This window comes from Flavobacterium acetivorans, assembly GCF_020911885.1.
In the GTDB taxonomy this organism is placed as follows: Bacteria; Bacteroidota; Bacteroidia; order Flavobacteriales; family Flavobacteriaceae; genus Flavobacterium; species Flavobacterium acetivorans.
In genome coordinates this window covers 3,196,132-3,219,635 of the sequence record NZ_CP087132.1, presented here as the reverse complement: position 1 = coordinate 3,219,635, position 23,504 = coordinate 3,196,132, and the positions used below count along the sequence as shown (strand labels likewise).

At 35.7% G+C, this 23,504-nt stretch carries 21 protein-coding genes; 5 read left to right on the top strand and 16 right to left on the bottom strand.

The genetic code is table 11. The features are described from left to right. Nucleotides 1-113 precede the first annotated feature (113 nt). Nucleotides 114-1,313: an acetate/propionate family kinase gene (locus LNP19_RS13995; RefSeq protein ID WP_230062512.1), complete on the top strand. Its 1,200-nt coding sequence runs from the start codon at nt 114-116 to the stop codon at nt 1,311-1,313. A gap of 265 nt (nt 1,314-1,578) precedes the next feature. Continuing rightward, complete coding sequence (locus LNP19_RS13990; RefSeq protein WP_230062511.1) at nt 1,579-2,955, top strand: M28 family peptidase; 1,377 nt, start codon at nt 1,579-1,581, stop codon at nt 2,953-2,955. Nucleotides 2,956-3,000: 45 nt separating this feature from the next. On the opposite strand, the gene LNP19_RS13985 is transcribed toward LNP19_RS13990, so the two are convergent. The 5 genes from LNP19_RS13985 to LNP19_RS13965 form a co-directional block, all read right to left on the bottom strand. Next, nucleotides 3,001-4,071: an AI-2E family transporter gene (locus LNP19_RS13985; RefSeq protein WP_230062510.1), complete on the bottom strand. Its 1,071-nt coding sequence runs from the start codon at nt 4,069-4,071 to the stop codon at nt 3,001-3,003. Nucleotides 4,072-4,153: 82 nt separating this feature from the next. Next, entirely contained in the window at nt 4,154-5,254 is a 1,101-nt protein-coding gene (locus LNP19_RS13980) for a PAS domain-containing sensor histidine kinase (protein ID WP_230062509.1), read from the bottom strand. Nucleotides 5,255-5,484: 230 nt separating this feature from the next. Beyond that, nucleotides 5,485-6,330, bottom strand: coding sequence for a hypothetical protein (locus tag LNP19_RS13975; protein WP_230062508.1), 846 nt, complete (start codon nt 6,328-6,330; stop codon nt 5,485-5,487). Nucleotides 6,331-6,344: 14 nt separating this feature from the next. Next, nucleotides 6,345-7,163, bottom strand: a complete 819-nt coding sequence (gene kdsA / locus LNP19_RS13970; RefSeq protein ID WP_230062507.1) for a 3-deoxy-8-phosphooctulonate synthase — start codon at nt 7,161-7,163, stop codon at nt 6,345-6,347. Between the two features lie 160 nt (nt 7,164-7,323). Then, entirely contained in the window at nt 7,324-7,782 is a 459-nt protein-coding gene (locus tag LNP19_RS13965; RefSeq protein ID WP_230062506.1) for a 2-dehydro-3-deoxyphosphooctonate aldolase, read from the bottom strand. 396 nt (nt 7,783-8,178) lie between these two features. Between LNP19_RS13965 and LNP19_RS13960 the strand changes: the two genes are divergently transcribed. Next, a complete protein-coding gene (locus LNP19_RS13960) occupies nt 8,179-10,068 on the top strand; it encodes a peptidase U32 family protein (RefSeq protein WP_230062505.1) in 1,890 nt (629 codons plus the stop codon). 81 nt (nt 10,069-10,149) lie between these two features. Here the strand turns inward: LNP19_RS13960 and LNP19_RS13955 are convergent, their stop codons facing one another. The 4 genes from LNP19_RS13955 to LNP19_RS13940 all read right to left on the bottom strand — a co-directional run bounded on the left by LNP19_RS13955 (nt 10,150) and on the right by LNP19_RS13940 (nt 16,111). Then, nucleotides 10,150-10,335: a YgaP family membrane protein gene (locus tag LNP19_RS13955; RefSeq protein WP_230062504.1), complete on the bottom strand. Its 186-nt coding sequence runs from the start codon at nt 10,333-10,335 to the stop codon at nt 10,150-10,152. A 13-nt stretch (nt 10,336-10,348) separates the two neighbouring features. Further along, nucleotides 10,349-13,570: an efflux RND transporter permease subunit gene (locus tag LNP19_RS13950; RefSeq protein WP_230062503.1), complete on the bottom strand. Its 3,222-nt coding sequence runs from the start codon at nt 13,568-13,570 to the stop codon at nt 10,349-10,351. 61 nt (nt 13,571-13,631) lie between these two features. Continuing rightward, complete coding sequence (locus LNP19_RS13945) at nt 13,632-14,714, bottom strand: efflux RND transporter periplasmic adaptor subunit (RefSeq protein ID WP_230062502.1); 1,083 nt, start codon at nt 14,712-14,714, stop codon at nt 13,632-13,634. An 83-nt stretch (nt 14,715-14,797) separates the two neighbouring features. Next, nucleotides 14,798-16,111, bottom strand: a complete 1,314-nt coding sequence (locus LNP19_RS13940) for a TolC family protein (protein ID WP_230062501.1) — start codon at nt 16,109-16,111, stop codon at nt 14,798-14,800. Between the two features lie 234 nt (nt 16,112-16,345). Here LNP19_RS13940 and LNP19_RS13935 point away from each other — a divergent pair, with 234 nt between their 5' ends. Continuing rightward, nucleotides 16,346-16,903, top strand: coding sequence for a YeeE/YedE family protein (locus LNP19_RS13935; protein ID WP_230062500.1), 558 nt, complete (start codon nt 16,346-16,348; stop codon nt 16,901-16,903). A gap of 3 nt (nt 16,904-16,906) precedes the next feature. Then, nucleotides 16,907-17,320: a DUF6691 family protein gene (locus tag LNP19_RS13930; RefSeq protein ID WP_230062499.1), complete on the top strand. Its 414-nt coding sequence runs from the start codon at nt 16,907-16,909 to the stop codon at nt 17,318-17,320. A 48-nt stretch (nt 17,321-17,368) separates the two neighbouring features. Here LNP19_RS13930 and LNP19_RS13925 read toward each other — a convergent pair whose 3' ends face one another. The 7 genes from LNP19_RS13925 to LNP19_RS13895 all read right to left on the bottom strand — a co-directional run bounded on the left by LNP19_RS13925 (nt 17,369) and on the right by LNP19_RS13895 (nt 23,503). Continuing rightward, nucleotides 17,369-18,040 (bottom strand): lysoplasmalogenase, encoded by a 672-nt coding sequence (locus LNP19_RS13925; protein ID WP_230062498.1) that lies wholly within the window; start codon nt 18,038-18,040, stop codon nt 17,369-17,371. A gap of 33 nt (nt 18,041-18,073) precedes the next feature. Then, nucleotides 18,074-19,345, bottom strand: coding sequence for a sterol desaturase family protein (locus tag LNP19_RS13920; RefSeq protein WP_230064245.1), 1,272 nt, complete (start codon nt 19,343-19,345; stop codon nt 18,074-18,076). Nucleotides 19,346-19,443: 98 nt separating this feature from the next. Next, nucleotides 19,444-19,719 carry an ATP-dependent Clp protease adaptor ClpS gene (locus tag LNP19_RS13915; RefSeq protein ID WP_230062497.1) on the bottom strand — a complete coding sequence of 92 codons (276 nt, stop codon included), beginning with the start codon at nt 19,717-19,719 and terminating at the stop codon, nt 19,444-19,446. 189 nt (nt 19,720-19,908) lie between these two features. Beyond that, on the bottom strand, nt 19,909-20,742 hold the full coding sequence (gene prmA, locus LNP19_RS13910; RefSeq protein ID WP_230062496.1) for a 50S ribosomal protein L11 methyltransferase: 834 nt from the start codon (nt 20,740-20,742) through the stop codon (nt 19,909-19,911). 106 nt (nt 20,743-20,848) lie between these two features. After that, nucleotides 20,849-21,601, bottom strand: coding sequence for a triose-phosphate isomerase (gene tpiA / locus LNP19_RS13905; protein WP_230062495.1), 753 nt, complete (start codon nt 21,599-21,601; stop codon nt 20,849-20,851). A gap of 38 nt (nt 21,602-21,639) precedes the next feature. Then, nucleotides 21,640-22,140 (bottom strand): TlpA family protein disulfide reductase, encoded by a 501-nt coding sequence (locus LNP19_RS13900; protein ID WP_230062494.1) that lies wholly within the window; start codon nt 22,138-22,140, stop codon nt 21,640-21,642. A 262-nt stretch (nt 22,141-22,402) separates the two neighbouring features. Then, nucleotides 22,403-23,503: a BT_3928 family protein gene (locus tag LNP19_RS13895; protein ID WP_230062493.1), complete on the bottom strand. Its 1,101-nt coding sequence runs from the start codon at nt 23,501-23,503 to the stop codon at nt 22,403-22,405. Nucleotide 23,504 lies beyond the last annotated feature (1 nt).

Below are 23,504 nucleotides of genomic sequence, written 5' to 3'. Positions count from 1 at the left end.
AAAACTTAGATTTTAAAAGTATAAAATAAATATAAAATACATCGACCCAGTATTCTTGCGCTTTGGAGACTATTGATAGCTATCGGAAGGGGAGAGAAAAAATATAATTTTCAATGAAAATAGTAATAATAAATTCAGGAAGTTCTTCCATAAAATACCAATTAATCAAAATGCCGGCTAATGAGGTCATTTGCAGCGGTATGATTGACAGAATAGGTTTAGAAACATCTAATCTGAGTTATGAAACCAAAGAGAATCGTATTGACGAAATAATGGCTATTCCAAATCATAAAGTTGGACTAAAAAAAGTTGCTCAATTACTGCTCGATGAGAAAGTGGGAGTAATTAAAAGTACTTCGGAGATTGAAGCTGTAGGGCATCGAGTGGTGCATGGGGGAAGCAGTTTTTCTAATACGGTACTCATTACAAAGGAAGTAAAAGACAAGATAAAACAACTTTTCGATCTGGCACCTTTGCATAATCCGGCCAATTTAGAAGGAATAAATGTTGCCGAGGAAATTTTTGAAAATGCTAAGCAGATTGCCGTTTTTGATACTGCTTTCCATCAAACCATTCCAGTTGTAGCGCATAAATATGCTATTCCTAATAAATTGTTGACGGAGAACAAAATTCGGGTTTATGGTTTTCACGGGACCAGTCATAAGTACGTTTCGGAGCAAGCAATCCTATATTTGAGGGATAATCTAAAAATGCAAGCGTCAAAAATTATTACTATTCATTTAGGGAATGGTTGTAGTATGACAGCGGTTAAAGACGGAAAAAGTATCGATCATACGCTAGGCTTTGCTCCTATGAATGGTTTAATTATGGGAACTCGATGTGGCGACATAGACCAGTCTGCTATTTTTTATATGGTCAATTCATTGGGCTATACACTTGATGAGGTAAACACTATTCTTCAAAAGCAAAGCGGAATGCTAGGACTTACTGGATTTAGTGATTTGAGAGATATTGAAGCCAATGCCGAGAAGGGCAATAAGGATTGTCAATTGGCTTTGGCGATGAATGCCTATCGTATAAAAAAATATATTGGTTCTTATACGGCGGTATTAAATGGTTTGGATGCCATAGTTTTTACAGCTGGAATAGGGGAGAACTCTTCTTATATCAGAAAATTAGTTTGTACGGATATGGATTATTTCGGAATCGAATTAGACGATGCCAAAAACAATGTACGTTCCAAAACTATCAGAGAAATCAACAGTAAAAATTCAAAAACAAAAATCCTGATAATTCCTACTAATGAGGAAGAGGAAATAGCCAAACAAGTTCATGAATTGTTGTTGAGTTAGGGCAAAAACATTAAAGAGCTTCTCAATTAAATAGCATTTTTAATAAACGAGTTGGACTTAAGCCAAAATAAAAAATCAACGGAATTATTTGTTTTTAAAAGGAAACCTACATGGTTTTATATATCTGTAGGTTTTTTTGTGCTTGAATCGGTTTATTTTTTTTGGAAAAACCAACTATTATTTTTGTTCTTTTACAAAAAAATATATTTTCAAAACCAGTTCAATATTCTGATATCGAATTAAGAAAAACCAAACCCTATTCACCATGAAAAAAAACACTTTTTTAGCTTTATTTCTTTTTAATGGATTACTGCTTTTTGCTCAAAGCAATGAAGAAGAAACTATTAGAAAAATTTATAGTTCTTCTTTGACCAATTCAAAATGTTATGCTTGGCTAGATCATTTGTCTAATAAAATTGGGGGTCGTTTATCAGGTTCTGCCAATGCTGAAAAAGCCGTTCAGTATACAAAAACACAGCTTGAAACCTTAGGTCTGGACAAGGTTTATCTACAGGAAGTAATGGTTCCTAAATGGGTGCGAGGCGAAAAAGAAACCGCATACATTCAAGAGGGGAAAACTAAAACCCATGTGCCTATTTGTGCTTTGGGAGGATCTGTAGCCACGCCAAAAAACGGATTGACTGCCGAAGTTGTCGAAGTACACAGCATCGAAGAATTAGCTCGTTTAGGAGATAAATTAAAAGGAAAAATCGTCTTTTTCAACAGAGCGATGGAACCGGAAAACATAGAAACATTCATCTCTTATGGTGGCTGTGTTGATCAAAGATATGCAGGCGCTGCTGCTGCTTCAAAGTTTGGTGCGGTGGGAACTATTGTGCGCTCGGTGAATTTGAGATTAGATGATTTTCCGCATACCGGAGCACAAAGTTATAATGGAATCCCTAAGTCACAATATATTCCAACAGCCGCCATCAGTACTAATGGCGCCGAATTACTGAGCAAAAAATTAAAGAGCAATCCAAAATTGAAATTCTATTTTAAAATGTCATGCGAGCAATTGGACGATGTTTTATCTTATAATGTCATTGGAGAAATAAAAGGAAGCGAACATCCAGAGAATATAATGGTAGTTGGTGGTCATCTTGATTCTTGGGACTTAGCCGATGGTTCCCACGATGATGGAGCAGGAGTAGTACAAAGTATGGAAGTGATTAATATCTTTAAAAACCTTGGTTATAGACCTAAAAATACCCTTCGTGTTGTGTTATTCATGAATGAGGAAAATGGAGGTAGAGGCGGACAGAAATATGAAGAATTGGCGCAAGCCAATAAAGAAAAACACATTTTTGCTTTAGAAAGTGATGCAGGAGGATTCAGTCCTAGAGGATTTTCTTTAGATACTGATGACGCCAATTTTAATCAAATATTGGGATGGAAAGATTTATTTGAACCTTATTTGGTACATAGTTTTACAAAAGGACATGCAGGATCTGACATTGGACCATTAACATCAAAACCCTTGGTAAAAGCAGGACTAAAACCAGATTCGCAACGTTATTTTGATCACCATCATGCGGCCAATGATACTTTTGATGCAATCAATAAAAGGGAACTGGAACTGGGAGCGGCAACGATGGCTTCTTTGGTGTACTTAATTGATCAAAAAGGAATTGTGAAGTAAATGAAAAATGTTCCTTTCGAATTATAAAATGACAAACCACAAGTATTATTCTTGTGGTTTTTTTATTTGGCCATCGCCAAGCAGAATGGATAAAGTTTTTAAACGTTCCGATCGATCGGCGATGAGTTTAAGGATACTTATAAACGGAATAAATAAAATCATTCCCGCCGCACCCCATAAAATACCTCCGGCAGTAATCATAATAATGATAACGAGAGTGTTGATTTTTAAACGACTGCCTACTGCAAAGGGAAAAATAATATAGGCTTCTAAAATTTGAACTACGACAAAAACAAGAATGACAGCCAAAGGATACCAGATAGAATTGAAGGTGATCCAGGAAACCGCAATGGGTAAAAGGGCAGAAATCATAATTCCGATGTAAGGAATAAAGGTAAGAATGGATGCAATAAAGCCAAATAGAAAAGGATGAGGTATTCCAATAAGGGCTAGTCCAATGCTGTTTAAAACACCTACAATAAGGTATACAACTAGCATTCCTTTGATAAAATTATAATAGGCATGTATGGTTTCGATGAGGATTTCGTATATTATTTTTCTTTTCTCTGATGGGAAAATTTGATACAAAACATTCACCAGAATGTGGCGGTGGAAAAGGATAAGAGCCGAAAAAACCGGAATAATTAAAAGGAAAAAAAAGATTTCTGAAAAGGAATAGGCCATGCTTTGCAACATCGAGAAAAGCTGTGTGCCGGAGTTATCAACTGAGTTTCTAAAAAAAAGTTGCTGTTCAGCTGCGCTTATTTCAAATCGCTGACTGATAAAAAGACTTATTTGACTCAAGGCTTCTAATAGTTTTATCCTAAATTGATCCCACTCGTTAGTAAATTCTTGGATTTGTAAAAAAAGGATGTATAATAGCACTCCAGCCAGTAGAATGAGAATGGATAAACATAGAAAAATGGCTAGGGTTTTACTAATTCCTTTTTTTTCCATCCATTGACAAACCGGATAGAGGATAAAGCTAATCAATAATGAAAAGCTAAGGGGAATAAATAATGTTTTTCCAAAGTAAAGCAATAGAGAAATTAGTACAATATATTGAAGGATTTCAAGAGCGGAGTATTTTTTAGGTATTTTGGAAATTTGCAACATGAGAATTTAAATCTTTAATAAATAGTTTTATCTTGTTCCACTTTCCCGATGCTATTAAAAAAAGACAGCTAGCAAAGACTTATCAATCCCTAAATGTAATGATAAATTTTGTTCCTTCATTTACTTTACTTTCCACACTGATGTGACCACCTAAATTAATAACATGATTATAGACTAAATACAGCCCAATACCACTGCTGTCAATATGGTTATGGAATTTTTGATGCAATTTAAAAATTTTATCTTTCACTTGTTCCATATCAAAACCAATACCGTTGTCAGAAATGATTAATTGCTTTTTGCCAGATTTATTCTCACTATGAATGGAAATTGTAGGCAAACAATTTGGCTTGGCATATTTAATTGAATTGGTTATTAAATTTAAAAAGATACTTTTTAAATAAGCTTTGTTAAAATTGACTGTATCAAGTCGCGAAAAGTCAACATCAATTGTAGTATATGAATTTTGGATTAAGGAGTTTATCGAAAGTAGGACTTCCTCTAAGGATTCGGTCAAATTAAGTGCTTCAATAGGAGTTGCGTTATCATTCTTTTTGTTTAAAATCACCACATATTCATTTAAAGTTTGTTTCAAACTTTCACTGGTTGATTTAAGAATGGAAAGGTATTCCTGTGTTTCAGAATCTTCTATTTTAGAAGTGTCCAAGAGCTCAAATACGGAAAGCAAGTTATTCACCGGAGATCGCAAATCATGTAAAGTGGTATAGGTCAGTTCCTTTAGATCGTTACTTATTTTAGTGAGCTCAGCCAAGTGCAAATTGCGTTCCTCTTCCAGCTCTTTTTTATAGGTTATGTTTTTGGCAATAGCATATACCTGTTCGTCACTTTCTATTGGAAATGATGTCCATAATAACCAGACTACGCCTCCGTTTTTTGTTAAATAACGGTTTTCAAAATCAAATAAGGGAATTCTTTTTCTAAGTTCGTTTCTGGCAGAGGCAGTATTGTTTTTATCAGCATAGAATACAAATTCATTAATGGGCTTAGACATTAATTCCTCGGCAGAATAACCTAATAATTTACACACCGCTGGGTTTATTCTTTTAAAGTAACCATCAAATCCGGCTACACATAGCAAGTCAGGAGATAGATCGAAAAATTTTTCGAATTTATTGAAGCTATCTAAATGACTTTGAATAGCATTCGATTCAGCTCGTATCATCTTTGTCATTTTAAACTACTTGTAATTAGTAACTTTTTGTAGGTTTTAAATTAAACAATGTTTTAAAAAGCATGAATTTGGGACTAATGCTAGTACTAAAGTAGCTATAAAATATGACATTGCGCTAATATCTGCGAAAAAACTGATTGAAAATTTCGAACTAAAAAAAAGGAGGCTGCATATAAAATACAGCCTCCTCATTTTTAGATTGTTTGATTTTGTTTACCAACTTAGATTCTAAAGATCCCGCCAAAAGCAATTATTCTTTGAAAAAAGAAGAAATCTTGGGAAGCGCTGTCCTCATTGCTTTGTGTCGTGCGTATGTCTTGCATATTGATGTAACCGCCCTTAAGTTCTCCTTGAATATAAAAGTGTTTGAAGAAAGTAATATTCAATCCTGCTTTGGCGGAAACTCCATAACCCGAAATGTGAAAATCATCATGGCGTGGTTTTCCTAAGAGCGTAGTATTTGTTTTAGGGTACAATAATCCAATACCAACGCCTTCAGTCAGGTTAACCTGAATTTTATCGGTATTTTCAATTTTAAACAGTGAAGAAATATCATCATGTCTTGAAAACTCAGTATTGACATAGTTCAAACCGTCCGTGTGCTCATACATCAAAAAAGCGGGAGCCATCACAGTAGGAGTATGGTCGTAAATTCCATCAAAAGAGCTTCCGGTATTAATTGTTCCATTGACATTTGCAGTTTGGTTTTGCGTCATCACATATTTCATGTGATCTACGCCAATAGCAACGCTATAATGATCGTTGATAAAATACCCCATTCTAAAATTCGTTTGTGGAATGGTCATTCGCGCCGGATTGATATAATCTACATGCCAACCTTTTGGTTTGTCTTGTGCCGTCATGTTTTCTATGGTAAAATTATAATCTTTACCCTTGAAAGTTACGTCTGATTTTGAATAGCTTTCTCTGTTTCCTCCCCATGAAACAAAGAATTTTCCTTTGTTGTGAGCGGTATATTTATCTTGTATTTTGATTTCTTCCTGAGCATTGGCTCCAGTTGAAAAAAGCAAAGCCAAGAATGCGGAATATAAAAGTATATTTTTCAATGTAAGCGTATAAATTAAAATGTATTTACTGTTTTTCTAATGGCAACGAGTTTCTTCATTAGGTCTTCAAAATAATCCAAGTGAAGCATATTAGCGCCATCACTTTTTGCATTTGCTGGATCAAAATGAGTTTCAATAAAGATGCCGTCAACACCTACAGCAATTCCGGCTTTTGCAATGGTCTCAATCATATCAGGTCTTCCGCCGGTCACACCAACAGTTTGATTTGGTTGTTGTAAAGAATGCGTCACGTCAAGAACGGTGGTTGCGTATTGTTGCATAGTAGGAATTCCTCTAAAATCAACAATCATGTCTTGATAACCAAACATTGTTCCGCGATCCGTAACCATCACATTTTGGTTGTTGCAATCCAAAACTTTTTGAACGGCATGTTTCATGCTCTCGGGACTCATAAACTGTCCTTTCTTTAGGTTTACCGTTTTTCCGGTATTGGCCGCAGCTACAACTAAATCAGTTTGACGAACTAAAAAAGCAGGAATTTGTAAAACATCTACATATTGAGCTGCCATTGCTGCATCCTCATTCGTATGAATATCAGTCACGGTAGGAACATGGAAAGTTTCGGAGACCTTTCTTAGAATTTTCAAGGCTTTTTCATCCCCAATTCCACAGAAGCTGTCTATTCTGGAACGATTTGCTTTTTTGAAAGATCCTTTGAAAACGAAAGGAATTTGTAGGCTATCGGTAATCCCGATTAATTTTTCAGCGATTCTCATGGCCATTTCTTCCCCTTCTATTGCGCATGGACCTGCAAGTAAAAAGAAATTACCGCTATCGGTATGTTTAATTTGTGGAATATCGTGTATGTTCATAATAGGTATTATTTTAAAACTGCAAAGATAGTTATGATTTGCGATTTACGATTTATGATTTGCGAATAATTTGAAGCCTTTTCCCGCTCTACGCTATATCTTTATCTTTTTAAAGAAAAAAGATAAAGGATGTCGCTACTATCGGGGCTAGGAAATTAGTTTAAGGTTCAATTTTTTTTAAACTAAAGCCAACAGGAACCAACAAATGACCTTTCTCGTAGATATTCATATAAAGAATAACGGGCTTTTTTTGATCTTTCCACTTTATTTCATAAACATCCAAAAAACCAGCACCCAGTTCGGTTTTTTTTGTTGGAAACGGGCAACAGCTTTCTAATTTTCGGAAAGTAATCTTTTCTCCATTTGGTCCCGCTAAAGCATTCAGGAAACGTTCTTGATTAATCGATTCGTCTCTGGTATTTCGATAAAAAACGTTGATGGGATAATCCTTGTCGTAGCCGTATTTTTTGTCTTTGCTGTATGCTGTAATGACAAAGGTATTGTCTTTGGTGAGTTTGGGTATAGGGGCATTATCATCAACATTCATGAGAGTTGATTTAGTACTTACACAAGAAGCGCTAAGAAGTAAAAAGGCAATAAAAACAAAAGTTTTTTTCATATTTTTAGTTGGTTAAGAGCGATTAAAAATAAGCTGGATAATCATGAGCAAAATTTCAATTACAAATATAATGAGAACTTCAAAGGATAAGGCCATGGAGGATTGTTTTTTGTTTTATTAATAAAAATCAGTCATAAAAGAGTGGATTGAGATCCAAATACTCGTTCTAAAAGAACGCTGCTGTAGGAAAAAACGAAATAAGTCGTGGATTTGTCAGCGATTTCTAAACTTAATTCGGTCTTTTTCTCAAGGATTTAGTAATTTTGCATTTTTTAAATCGAAAAAAGATACAGTACTTTAATTTTCAATGAAATGAGCATAAGTTTAATTCGTGCCAATGGCCAAAATTAGTATGCGAATTGCATTTGAATTTTAAAATAGAATAAAAATCCATAAATGAAAAAGAAAGTAGAAATTCTTGCCCCAGCCAAAAACTTGGTTCAAGGAATAGCGGCTATTAATGCGGGTGCAGATGCAGTATATATTGGAGCACCATTATTTGGAGCGCGTACTAATGCGACCAATTCTGTTGAAGATATTGCCGAAATGGTCAAATATGCACACCTGTTTAAGGCGCAAGTTTTTGTGGTTATAAATACAATCTTGTACGATAATGAATTAGAACCTTGCAGAAAACTAATTCATCAATTATACGATATTGGTGTCGATGCGCTTATTGTACAGGACATGGCAATTATGGAAATGGATTTACCTCCAATTGTGATTCATGCCAGTACTCAAGCGAATAATCGTGAGCCAAAACATGTGAAATTCCTGAAAGATATTGGGATGCAACGTGTCGTATTGGCTAGAGAATTAAATTTAGACCAGGTTAGAGATATTGCTGCTGCAACTGATGTGGAGTTAGAATTTTTCGTTTCAGGAGCGCTTTGCGTTTCTTTTAGTGGAAATTGCTACATGAGTATTGCCGGTGGTGAGCGTAGTGCCAATCGTGGTTCTTGTGCACAAAACTGTCGTTTGCCTTACAACTTGATTGATGGAAACGGAACAACTTTATTGACCGAAAGTCATTTACTTTCGATAAAAGATTTAGATTTAAGTGATCAATTGCCTAGTTTAATTGAAGCAGGAATTACTTCATTTAAAATCGAAGGACGACTAAAAGATATTGTTTACGTAAAAAATAACACTTCGTTTTTAAGAAAGAAATTAGATGCTTTCTTAGAAAATAACGATAGTTTCCAAAAAGCATCTTCTGGAAGAACTTTCTACAATTTCGAACCAGAAATGGACAGAAGTTTCAACCGTGGTTATACCGATTATTTTGTTAACCAACGAAAAGAAAAAATCGGGAACTGGGAAAGTCCAAAATCACAAGGTCAGTACATTGGTAAAATTACCGAAATCAAAGCCAATGGTTATGTGATTGAAAATCACGATAAGCTGAATAATGGCGACGGTTTGTTTTTTATCAATGAAGAGGGAATTGCCGATGGCGTCCAAATCAATATTATTGTGAATGATATTGTCGTGCCAAATACTTTCAAGAATATTGCTGTAGGAACGGTTATTTATCGAAATTCGGATGCGGAATTCAACCGAATTGTAGAAAAAGAAAATGCTGCGGTTAGAAAAATAGGAGTAAACCTGAAATTTTCCGAAACTCAGGATGGGTTTCTGTTAACGGTTATTGATGAAGACGGACATCAAAGTACAGCTGCTTTGGTGACTGAAAAAGAACTGGCAAAAAGCGAAGAATCAGTGATTCCAAATATCACTAAAAACTTAGCTAAAACGGGTAATACACCTTTTATTGTTGATGACATTGAAGTGGAATTTTCTAAGAATTGGTTTTTACCAATTTCGAAAGTAAACGAAGTTCGTAGAATAGCTTTGGAACAATTAATTGACATTCGAATCAACGAATACGACAGAAAAGAATTCCAAATTACAAAATCAGATATTCCTTATCCAACAGAGAAATTAGATTTTACGTTTAATGTTTCGAACAAATTAGCGAGAGCTTTTTATAAAAGACATGGCGTAACCGAGATTGAAAAAGCATTCGAATTGCAATGGGATCCAGGAAAAGCACGCGTGATGACAACCAAATATTGCGTGAAATACGAATTGGGTAAATGTGCCCGATTCCAAAGAGCAACTATGGGCGAAAAAGTAGTAGAGCCATTAACTCTGAAACATGGAGAAAACGAATACAAATTGAAATTCAATTGCAAGCCTTGTGAAATGGAAATTTGGGAAAAAGATGCCGAATTTGAAATTATAGATCAAGATGATCAACTGGATTATGTAAAGAAAAGATAAGACCACTACACTAAATATTTATAAAAAGAGGCTGCCCTTTTCGGACAGCCTTTTAGTTTGGTATGTATAATATGACTGAACTTAGTCTTTTATATTCAGTTTTTTCAGGATGTCTTCCAGCAAGCACCATTTGGTAATGGAGGATTGGGATAAATTGACACCTACAAAAGCGGTCATCCACAGCCAATTTTGGTTTACATAAACGGCCAAAAGCAAGCTTATCATTATAAATATTCCGGCTACGGCTCTTACAATTCTATTTTTCATAATTTCTATTTTTTTATTCTTGATTGGTTTGGTCTTCTTGGGTTGGTGTTTCCCATTTTTTTCGTTCGCTGATGTAATAAATCAGAGGCACTACGAGCAAAGTCAATAAGGTAGAAACGATAGCTCCAAATACCAGCGAAATGGCTAATCCTTGAAATAAAGGATCAAAAAGGATAATCGATGCCCCAATAACCACAGCTCCGGTAGTCAATAGAATGGGAGAGGTTCTCACTGCTCCAGCCTCAATAATGGCTTGTTTTATAGGAATGCCATCTTGAAGGCGGATTTCTATAAAGTCAATCAGTAAGACCGAGTTTCGGACCATTACACCCGCCAAAGCTATCATCCCAATAAATGAGGTTGCGGTGAAATAAGCACCCAATAACCAGTGCCCAAACACAATTCCAATAAGTGATAACGGAATAGCCAGCATCATTACAATTGGTGTTTTGAAGTTTTGGAACCAACCCACAATCAGCATATAAATAATCACGATTGCCACCATAAAGGCAACACCTAAATCACGAAATACCTCTAGGGTTATCTGCCATTCACCGTCCCATTTTACGGTAAAATTGCTTTCGTCTGTGGGTTGCTCCATATAAAGTTCGTTTACTTTATAGCCTTTTGGCACTTTCATCTTATCCAGTTTTTCGCTCATTCCCAGAATCGCATATACAGGGCTTTCTAATGCACCAGCCATATCGGCGGTGACATAGACTACACGTTTTTGGTCTTTTCTATAAATGGTTTTCTGCAAAGTATCCTGTTTTACTTTGACCAAATCACTCACAGGAATCATGTTGCCCTGACTTCCTTTAATTTTTAAATTCTGAATGTCTTGTAAACTAGTTTTGTCTTTGTCGTCAAGCGAAAGTACAATTCCCACATTGTCAGTTGAATTTTCGTCATACAAGTTAGAAATCGGATATTCTTTCAGCAAATAAGTTAAATTCCCCACCACTTGTTGAGGTGCAATTCCGTTAAGCATTGCTTTTTCTTTGTCAATTTCCAGTTTGTATTCCGTTTGATGGTCTTCAACCATCCAATCGATATCGACTACATCTGAGGTTGTTTCTAAGATGGTTTTTAGCTGTTTGGCCACTTTTATCTGTTCGTTGTAATCAGGACCATAAACTTCGGCAACTAGCGTAGAAAGTACCGGTGGTCCAGGTGGCACTTCAATCAGTTTTACATTCGCCCCGTATTTCTTGGCAATCTTTTGAACTTCGGGACGCATGGCTTTGGCAATCGCATGACTTTGAATGTCACGGTCTTCCTTGTGTTGCAAATTCACCTGAATATCTGCCATATTGCTTCCGCCTCGCATATCATAATGACGCACCAGGCCGTTAAAAGTAATAGGAGCTGAGGTTCCAATGTAATTTTGGTAATTGACTACTTCGGGCTGTGCCGACAGGTATTGTGCAATTTCTTTGGTTACGGCAGCTGTTCGTTCTAAGGTTGTTCCTTCAGGCATATCGATAACCACTTGAAATTCATTTTTATTATCAAAAGGCAGCATTTTTACCACCACTGTTTTGTTGAAAAACATCAAAACAGAACCGAATAATAATAAAATGGTGATCGCTAGAAGTGTTCTTCTTTTGGAACTGCTTTCCAAAAACGGACGCTCCAGTTTATTGTATATTCTATAAATAAGGCTGGTTTCCAGTCCTTCGGCTTCTTTGTGTTGTTGCTCGTCTTTTTCTTGAAGCAGGTGATAACCCAAATAGGGAGTCACAGTCAATGCCACAAACAGCGATAAAAGCATCGCAATCGAAGCCCCAATAGGCATCGGACTCATATACGGCCCCATCATTCCGGATACGAAGGCCATAGGAAGTATCGCCGAGATTACGGTAAAAGTGGCTAATATCGTTGGGTTTCCCACTTCGTTTATGGCATAAATAGCCGCTTGCTTGAAAGGCAGTCGTTTCATCTTGAAATGACGGTGCATGTTTTCGGCAATGATAATACTGTCATCGACCACAATTCCCACCACAAAAACCAAGGCAAAAAGTGTAATCCTGTTTAAGGTGTAGTCCAATAAATAATAACTAAACAAGGTAAGTGCAAATGTCAGCGGAACAGAGAAAAACACTACCAATCCACCACGCCATCCCATGGCAAGCATCACCAGAATGGTTACAGCTATTATGGCAACGCCCAAGTGTAACAGTAATTCTCCCACCTTATCCGAGGCTGTTTCGCCATAATTTCGGGTTACTTCAACATGAACATCTGTTGGAATTAAATTCTTTTTTAGCTGCTCAATTTTAGTGATAATTTTCTCCGAAATTTTCATTGCATCAGCTCCTTTTACTTTACCTACGGCAATAGTCACGGCAGGATATTCTGATTTTGCGGTTTCAAATTTTTCGTTGGCTTTGCCATATCCGAAAGAGACATAACTTCTGGCTGTTGCAGGACCGTCCTGTACTTTGGCTACTTGTTTCAAGTAAACCGGAAGGTTTTTATTTATACCCACGACTAAGTTCTCGACATCTTCAGCATTCGATAAAAATTGACCTGTTGTCACTAAATATTCTTGGTCATTTTGTACAAAACTCCCAGATTGCGAACTGCCGTTGTTGGCTTGAATCATTTGCATAATTCCCAAGGCGTCGATAGCATTTTCGGCCATTTTGTCCTTGTCTAAGATTACCTTCAGCTCGCGAGTGCTACCACCAATTTCTTTGGTAATAGCCACATCTTTCACCTTTTCGATTTCTGATGTTACTTCTTCGGCAATTTGTCGCAACTGAAAATCATCTTGCGTTTCGCTCCAAAGTGTGATTCCCAGCATGGGTACATCATCTATAGAACGGGTTTTGACAATGGGTTTGTAAACACCTTTAGGAAACATATCTTCGTGTTTCGCCAGCTCGTCATATAATTTTACGTACGAACGCTCCACATCCTGACCTACATAGAACTGGACAATCAGCATTGCCTGACCGTTCATTGCCATGGTATGCACGTGTTCTACGCCTTTGATATTCGAAATGATTTTTTCCAAAGGTTTGGCTACGCGACTTTCAACTTCTGTGGGACTTGCTCCCGGATAACCTACCAGCACATCGGCCATAGGGACATTAATTTGCGGTTCTTCCTCTCTGGGAATCAGAAACGAACTGTATACACCAATGATCATCAAAGCAGCCATCAATAAAATGGTGAGTTTCGAATTGATGAAAAAATGGGCTATTTTACCTGAAATACCTTCTTGCATAATTTTATTTTTTAAGTTTTAAAGTCTCAGGTTATCCCCAAAACCGTACACTATTTACTGATCACTTAATACTAACTAAAGCGCCATTGTATAACTTCCCTTCAGCCGAAACGATATAATTTTCGTTAGCCGATAAACCCGATAGTATTTCGACTTGATTGCCGATGCTTTTTCCGGTACGTAACCACCTTAAAACAGCGGTATTTCCCGTTCCGATGGTATAGATTCCAGTAAGCTGTCCTTGTTTGATCAATACTGATTGTGGAACCCAAACCATTTCATTTGTTGGTGTTGTTGCTTTATTAGCAACAGGGAACTGCACGTTTACAAACATTCCTGATAATACCGTACTATCCGTTTTATCCAGATTGATTTTTACCAAATATTGTCCGCCGGTATTGGTGGCCGAAAGGCTCAGTTCGCTCACTTTTCCAGTTAGTTTTGTATTAGAAGATTTTACCAAAACATTTACCGGCATTCCTTTTTGTATCGAAGCAATATCATTTTCTGAAACCATTGCTATTATCTGTAATTTTGATGCAGCTTCGATGCTTAACAATGGCATTCCTGGATTAGCCATATCGCCTTCTTTTACAAAAGTATTGGTCACCACTCCTGAGAAAGGTGCCGTAATATTCGAATAAGAGAATTGGGCAGCTATTTCATTTCGCATTTGTCTGGCACCTTCAAGTCCGGCTTTGGCCATTTCATAACGAGCGGTCATGTCGTCGAGTTCTTTTTGGGATGCACTTTGTTGTTTGAATAAATTAACAAAACGCTCATAATCTTTTTTGGCATTAGTATAAACAGCTGTGGCTTGTAGAATGCTGGCATCGACTTGTGCTTTTTTGGCTAAAAAATCAGTATTGTTGATGCTGACTAATAATTGCCCCGCAGTCACTTTTTGCCCCAGTTGCACCGGGATTTTAGTAACATAACCCATTATTCTGGTACTGATAGTAGCACTGTTTTCGGCCGTTATTTTTCCGCTGGCTGTTACAAATTGGCTGTCGTTGTTTTGAGTTGTTCCACTTACTTTTACGGGGATAGCAACTTCCTTAGCAGAGGCTTCTTTTTTTTCTCCATTACAGGAAGATAAAAAGGCAAGGGCTACAGCTAGGATTGGGATAAATATTTTTTTCATTTTTGTTGTTTTAAGGTTTTTCTTTAAAATCAGCTAACTTTTTTTATGAGCTCGCAGTTATATTAGAATGAGAAATGGAATAACTATTTGGTTAAAAACTGTAAATATTCTTTGGTGAAATTGTATTCGAAAACGGCTTGCAGGAATTCTAATTCTTTTTGGGACATTTGGGTTTCAGATTGCAATAGATCTGTTGTTTTTTCGAGTCCTTGAGTAAATCGATTGCTTCGTATTCTATAGGCTTCCTGTGATTGTTCCAAAGCCAGTTTAGACAGATTCACTTTGTTTTCGGCATCTTTTAGCTGGCGATTGGTTTTATTCAGCTCCAGTTGGCTTTTGGCTTTGTATTCTTGGTTTTCAAGTGTTGCTTTCTGGAAATCGGCTTTAGACTTTTCCATTTTTCCAATGGATTTGTAACCATCAAAGACATTCCATGACAATTGGGCTCCTACTAAATAGCCTTTGGCATTGGTTCCAAATAAAGTTTGATCGTACAATTCATAACTTCCAAAAGCATTCAATCTGGGTAAGAAATTCATTTTGGTCGATTGCAACATTTTTCTGTAAGCTTCTGATGATTTATCCATTGCCTGAATGTCCTTCCTGTTATTCGAAAGCTGGGTAGTGGCATTTTCAATAAGAATTGTGTTTTCTAATGATTCGACTGGTTTATAGATTTTATTACTCATTTCTTCATTCAAAAGAAATCCCAAATAATCAGAGGCATTTTGAACATTACTTTTGGCATATTGCCATTGATTTTTAATTTCATTGACACGAAGTTGCACCGAAAGCAGGTCTGTTTTTTGGAGAATTCCCTGCTCGTAATAATTTTTAATCAGTTTCATGTTGGCATCGGCTGTAGCAGAGGCTTTTTCTAAAACACTCACGGCTTTATAAGCCAGTTGCAGTTCCATAAAGGCTTTGTTGAGTTCGAGTTCCAGGTATTCTTTGCTTCGTTCCGTTTGCAAAGCAAAAGCATCCATTTTGGCTTTGGCAGCCTGACGTCCGTAGAATCCGTCCATATTGATTAAGGGCTGTAGCACCTCAATTTTAGTGGCAAAATTTTGCGTTTTCACAGGATTGTTCAATAAAGCTAGATTAAAATCGGAAGCCGTCAGGATTTCCTGATTCAGTTTAGACCCAAAAGCCATCAACGGATTGGTTGTTGAAATTGCAGTATGAGATGCTGTAATATTGGGTAAGAATAATGAATTGGACTGGCGGTAATCAGCCTGAGCCGATTTATAATCCTGTTGGGCCATTTTAATTTGCCTATTTTTTTCGGATGCCTTTTGCCAAATTTCTTTTTTAGAAATCGATAAAGTATCCTGACCAAAGCCAAGGATGGGAAGAGAAAGTGTTCCCAATAGCAGTATAAAATTTAGTTTCTTCATAATTTTTCTAGTTGATGAAGCAAAGGTAGACGGACATAAAAGCATGCACAGTAACATATGTCACACTCGCAGAATATTCTGAATTTTGATTTTTTTTTGAAGTATTTAGATGTTTTCTAGGGTTAAGATTGTGATGGATTTTTCTCATTTTAGAGAAGACGTAAAAGGACTAAGACCCCAAAGAACCAAGGATTGTTTAAAAAGCTTCTTATATTTGCCTAAAAAATATATAATATGGATTTTATTTTTCAAACATGGGCATGGTATGTCTCTGGTTTTTTGATTGGCATGATTATGCTATCATTGATTTATTTTGGTAAGACCTTCGGGATGTCCTCTAATTTGCGATCGCTATGTTCTATGGCGGGATTAGGGAAAAGAGTAGGCTTTTTTAATTTTGATTGGAAAGCACAACGCTGGAATTTGGTAGTGGTTTTGGGAGCGATGTTAGGCGGTTTTGTAGCAGTTCATTTCATGGCAGATGCTTCAAATGTTAGCATTAACCCTAAGACAATAGAGCAACTAGCGCAGTTGGGAATTGATGCGCCAAATGGTAAATTAATGCCGGATGCCCTTTTTGGAAGTCAGATTTTTGAGTCGCCAAAACATATTATTCTTTTACTTATTGGAGGGATTTTAATTGGTTTTGGTTCTCGTTATGCTGGTGGCTGTACTTCGGGTCATGCTATTTCAGGCTTGAGTAATCTGCAAATTCCTTCTTTGAAAGCCGTAATTGGGTTTTTTATCGGAGGGTTGATTATGGCTCATTTTTTATTACCCTTAATTTTTTAGAACATGAAAGTATTAAAATATTTGCTAGTTGGTTTTGTTTTCGGAATTGTACTTACAAAATCTGAAGCTGTTTCTTGGTATCGAATTTATGAAATGTTCCGATTTCAGTCCTTCCATATGTATGGAATCATTATGGTTGCCATCCTTACGGGAGTTATTGGAATACAAATCATAAAAAGAAAAAATATAAAAGATATCGATGGTGCTCCTATTGAGATTCAGGATAAAGAAAAAGGATCTGCTCGTTATTGGGTAGGCGGTTTGTTTTTTGGATTAGGATGGGCACTTGTTGGATCTTGTCCGGGACCAATTTTTATATTGCTGGGTGCCGGTTTTTGGAGTGTAGGCATAGTGCTTTTGGGCGCTTTACTAGGAACCTTTATTTATGGCGCGTTTAAAAACAAATTGCCACATTAAATAAAAATTAAGTTGAAATCATAAATAGCATTTTCTGTAAAGAAGATGCTATTTTTTTTGATTTAATTTTAAAATACCTTTTACAATTAAAAATTGTGCTGTGAGATAAGTAACCATAATCAGGAACGAACTCATAGCAATGGGCTCATGGAACTTATCAAAAGCCAGTATGCTATCAGAACTTACAAAAATAATCGCACCCAGTAAAACGTAGCTATTTGCGGGTTCTTTCCAGCTTAGAAAACCTTTGAAGGCAAACAACAACATTGTAGAAAGCACTATAGCATAAACCAAAACGGGAAGCTGTAAATCTCCCAGACTTGGTAATAAAATGGTGAGCATCACAAACAAATAAGCAATGATTACCGTTACGCCAATCCAATAAACGGCTTTGTTTTTTTTGTTTCTGTCTTTTAATTGTTTGTTAAAAAGAAGTATGTAAACAAGGTGTGAAATCAAGAATGCGATTAATCCTGATATAAAAAACAACTCACCACGCTCTGCAAAAAGTAAAATGATATCTCCAATCCAAGAAAAAGTCAATGCCGTTAGTAAGAATTTTTTAGAAGGAAAGTCATGGTGAAAATAGACTCCAAATAATAAAAACGGAAGTAAAAACGGTTTTAAAAACCAGGCAACATCTTCCATTCCTAGGAGAATAATAAGAAGGTAAATGAGACAAAAACCGATATAACTGAGCAATAAAGTATTCGTTTTCATAGACACGAAATTGATGATTTTGTAGAAAGGATTTTAGGAATTGACAAGAATTTCTTTTTTGGTTTTGAATTCGAAAGCAGTAAAATAAACAGTCACTAACAATGATATAAAAAGATAACTGGCAATAATGTAATTGATTATTGGAAGTTGAGCGTTGAGCTCAAACCAATTCCCAAAATAGAAAATAATGCCCATTCCCAAAAAGAATCGGATTGTTTCCCAAAAAATTGAAGAATTTCGTTTATCCATTAATTCAGAATAACTGTAAATGGTGACGAATATAAACAAACCGTAAATGAATACGTTAGGTAAACCAATCACTGCAATATTATCGAATAAAAAAGTAACAAATAATAAGGTGATCAAAACTTGGGCAACTGACCAGTAGATTAATTTTGAGGAACTTTCGGTACCATATTTGTCAAAATTATAGACATCTGTAATCTTATTTACAGGATATCTTTCTTCAAAATTTTCTGGACGCCAGCCTGTTGGTTTAAACCAAATAGTGAATTTATCCTTCCAGTTTTCGGCGCGCCAAGCGTCTGAAATTAATAACCCTAAATGCTGAAAGTTGATTCGGATAGGATTCCAAGTTTGGGCGGGTCTGGTAATTCCAAAAACGGGAGGTGCTGTTTCTAATTCTTCCTGAAAAGTGCCAAACCATTTGTCCCAAAAGATAAATATCTGGGAATGATTTTTGTCAATGTATTCCGGGTTGATGGCGTGATGGACTCTATGATGCGATGGAGTGACCAAAATATGCTCCAGAAACCCCATTTTTTTGATGTGTCTGGTATGATACCAAAACTGCAAAAACAATTGAATAGGAAGTGTAATAGCAATAACTGTTGCCGGAACTCCAAGAATGGCGGCAGGAATAAGCAAGAAAGTGAACAGATTGACAAAACTGGAAACCGTCTGTCTCAAAGCACAGGCGAGATTAAACTCCTCGCTGCTGTGATGTATGGCGTGTTTGTTCCAGAAAAAATTAATTTGGTGCGCCCATCGATGAGTCCAATAGCCATAAAAATCAATGATGACAAAAGCGACCAAATAGGTAAGGATATTACTTTCTATATGAAAAACAGCCATTTTAGAAACCATCCATTCATAGGAAATAAAAGTAAGACTAAGTCCTAAAACATCTTTTACGGCATTGGTGATTCCGGAGCTGATACTGGAAACACTGTCCATTAATGGCACATTATCTTCTTTAGTGTAGATTCCGTATGCTTTTTCTATCAGTATCAACAATAGAAAAATGGGCATAGCAATAATTAGTATTTTACCGTATTCTTCCATAAAAAAACATTCTATTTCATTCAAATATAGAATAAAATAGAATGTTTTGTGAATTATTGATAATAAAAAATAATTTGTAAAAAACGGTTCTGTAACAATTAAATGATTTCAGCACTCAAGCCCGCCTCTAATAATTGGGTGCATTGTGGCTTTAATTTGTCAAAAGGACCTGTTTTTACAGTGCATTTTCCATTGTAATGTACAATTAAAGAACATTGCTCTGCTTGTTCCGGTGTATGGTCACATACACGCATTAAGGTGTCAATTACGTGATCAAAAGTATTGACATCATCGTTATAAACTATGATTTCATTATTTATAGATGTTGCCTCTTTGACACTGATTTTCTCTCTTGTTTTTACTTTAGTGCTCATTTTTAAATAATTTTGTGGTTAAATAAAAATTCAGTTGACTTGTCGTTTTTTAAAAATACAAAACTCCAATTTTTGTATTGCTTCAAAAGGGGATTTATGATCTTCATTAATGCATTTAATTTTTCGAAAGTAATATAAATAGACAAAGATGAATTTACTGTTGATTTTCAGTAATTTAGTAAGGTTTTGCTAATTTACGAATTTTAAAGAGACCCAATTGTTTCTTTCAAATTTTTTAACATAAGTTAAACCTTTTTCAGTACAGGAAGCCTCTATAAAAGGAATGTCTTCTACGTAAAAACCGCTTAGAAGCAGAGTCCCTTTTGGATTCAAACAATCAACATAACTTTGCATGTCATTCAACAATATGTTTCTGTTGATGTTGGCGATAATCAAATCGTATTTTTTGCCTTGCAGTAATGAAGCTTCACCTTCATAAACGGTGATGTGCTTGCAGTTATTACGTTCGGCATTTTCGATGGAATTCAAATAGCACCAATTGTCAATATCAATCGCATCAATGGGTTGTGCGCCTTTCATTTCGGCAAGAATAGCCAATATTGCCGTTCCGCAACCCATGTCCAATGTTTTCATTCCGCGAACATCTATTTCCAATAAATGCTGAATCATCATGTGGGTGGTCTCGTGATGACCGGTGCCAAAACTCATTTTGGGTTCGATTACAATATCAAATTCGGCATCGGTTTTAGGGTGAAAAGGAGCGCGAACATGGCAGTTTCCTTCCACATCAATAGGTTCAAAATTCTTCTCCCATTCCTCATTCCAGTTGACCTGATCGATTTCTTCGAAAGTATAATCAATTTTAAATTCTTCCGATTTCAAAATTTGGATATCCTCCAAAATGGTTTCATTCCATAAATCTTTTTGAACAAAGGCCGAAATTCCAGTTTCAGTTTCAGTAAAACTTTCAAAAGCAGTTTCGCCTAATTCAGCTATTAATATCTCTGAACCCAGTTCTTTTGGTTCTATGTTGAAATGATAACCAATATAAATATTTGACATGTTTATTTTTTTTGCAAAGGTAGTATTTCTCTTTTATGGAATATGATAAAAATAAAAAAAGCGGTAAATACTATTTTACCGCTTTTTTATATATTTATTCGGATTGTTAGATTGCATTGACAATAGCGGCAAAATCATCTGCTTTTAGGGCAGCACCACCAATAAGACCACCGTCTACATCAGCTTTAGAGAAAATTTCTTTGGCATTTTCCGGTTTTACGCTTCCACCATAAAGGATTGATACTTCTTCAGCTACTTCCTTACCATAGTTTTTGCGTACAATTTCTCTGATGAATTCATGCATTTCCTGCGCTTGTTCAGGAGAAGCCGTTTCTCCGGTTCCAATTGCCCAAACCGGTTCGTAAGCCAAAACAATATTCCCCCAGTCAGATTCTTTAGTATGAAATAGGCCGTCTTTTAATTGGTTTTCTACCACATTAAAATGATTGGCAGATTGACGGTCTTTCAATTCTTCTCCAAAACAGAAAATAACTGTCATGTCATGTTCTAAAGCAGTATCTACTTTACTGGCAATTAAAGCATCCGTTTCATTGAAAATAGCTCTGCGTTCTGAATGTCCAAGGATTACAGTGTTTACACCAACATTTTGTAACATGTCAGCCGAAATTTCACCAGTATAAGCACCTGCTTCTGCTTGATGCATATTTTGGGCAGCAACGTTTATGTTTGTGAATTCTAAGTGCGCTACCGCTGAAGCCAAATTAACGAAAGTAGGAGCTACGATTACTTCTGTCTCTGTATCCGTAGGTATTTTTGCAATCAATTCATTCAATAAATCTTCTGTTTGTTCCGCATTTTTATGCATTTTCCAGTTTCCTGCTACTATCTTTTTTCTCATTTTCAGTTCGGTTATATTTAGAAATTCTTTTTAGTTCTTTATTTTAATTCAGTTAGGATTTGATTGATTTTGTCAAAATCAGTTTCAATGGCGCGGTAAAGCACAATTTTACCTTTTTTGTCCACGATAATATATCTTGGAATCCAATCCACGTCCAATGCTTTGGCAAATTTGCCTTTCATTTGGTCGTTTGCCATGAAATGATCTCCTTTAATCTCGTGTTTCTCGATTCCGGCTTTCCATTTATCGGCTGTTTTATCCATAGAAATGAACAAATAAGCAACATCAGGATTATTAGCTTGTAATTCCTTTACTTTTGGCATTGCTTTTACACAATCACCGCACCAGGAAGCCCAAATTTCTATTACCAAGGTTTTTCCTTTGTATTTTTTTAAAATATCTTTAAATGCTACTTGGCCATTATCAAGGGCTAATAATTTTTCGGACAATGCTTCTTTAGAAAAAGCAGTTTTTTGTGCATTAGAATTGGAACAAGAAAATGTTGTCAAAACGACCAGTAAAGCGATTATTTTTTTCATTTTTAGTATAATTTCAGTAAAGTTAAACAAACAAATGGAATGAGATAAAGGTATTATGAATTTTTGAAGGCAGAATTGGAAAATCAAAAAAATGATAACGTTATAGTTAATAAATTAAACAGAGCGTTTTGATTTAAGAAGTATTATTTTCCTTTTGGGATTCAAAAGGGTTTAAATAAAAGAGGTTTGTCTTTCTTTTTTTGTCTAAATAAAAAAAGGTTTCAAGTGTCAAAATAGTTGAAACTTGAAACCTTTTCTGTTTTTACAATTTCAAATCTTTGATGTCGTTGTAATGCACTTTTTGTTTTACGGTTCCTTTTTCAAGAATGACGATACTAGGATTAGATCTTTCAATTGTTTTCAAGGTAATGGCGTCACAGGTGTAGAAATCAAATGTAAGGCCGTATTTTTTCTTAGTCTTAGCAATTTCTTCTTCGGTTGAGTTAGTCATACCAATTACTTTGTATCCTTTAGTTTGGGCTTCTTGATGTAGTTTTTCCAATTTTAGCATACCGTCTTCTTCAGAAATATTCAAGTCATAGGCGACTGCTATCATCAATTTTGGTTCCAATAGTAATTCGTCTTTATAATCAATGCCGTCCTTCATCATAGTGAAATCATGAATAGGAGGGACATAACCTTCGGTAATCACTTTGTCTTTTCGGTCTACAAAGGTGGCGCCTTCAGGAATATTCATCAAATCTTTTTCAGAAAATTCTTTGTTTACCCCATTAACATTGTAAATAAAAAGCATTTCTACGACCGATTTTGGAGCTCCTTCAGGAATTTCCATTCCTTTTTGGATATTTGATCCCACTTTATAAGGTCTGAAATCAATTAGAGGCAAATGATTAAGAACCCAAACGGCCATAAACATGCATAAAATGATGGTTACGTAAGCGATTAGATTTTGTATCTTATTTTCAAATAATGGTTTTACTAATTTTTGATTTAAAAATAAAATAAGGATAAAGAACAATAGGATAATATCCTTAGTGAAGGATTGCCAAGGCGTCAGTTTTAAAGCATCACCAAAACAACCACAGTCTTTTACCACATCAAAATAAGCGGAATAAAAAGTTAAAAACGTAAATAAGACAATTAGAATCAATAAGCTCCAAATCGTAACTTTAGATTTGTAGCCAATCAATAACATAACTCCTAAAACCACTTCCAGAATCACTAAAAACAAGGCTAAAGCCAAAGAGAAAGGCACTAAAAAAGGGATGTTAAAAACGGGCTCACTAAAATATTCGGCCAGTTTATAAGAAAATCCTACAGGATCATTCAGTTTGATCAATCCCGAAATGATAAATAGTAGTCCAACGAAAAGTCTAGAGAATTGCGTAATGATATTTTTCATA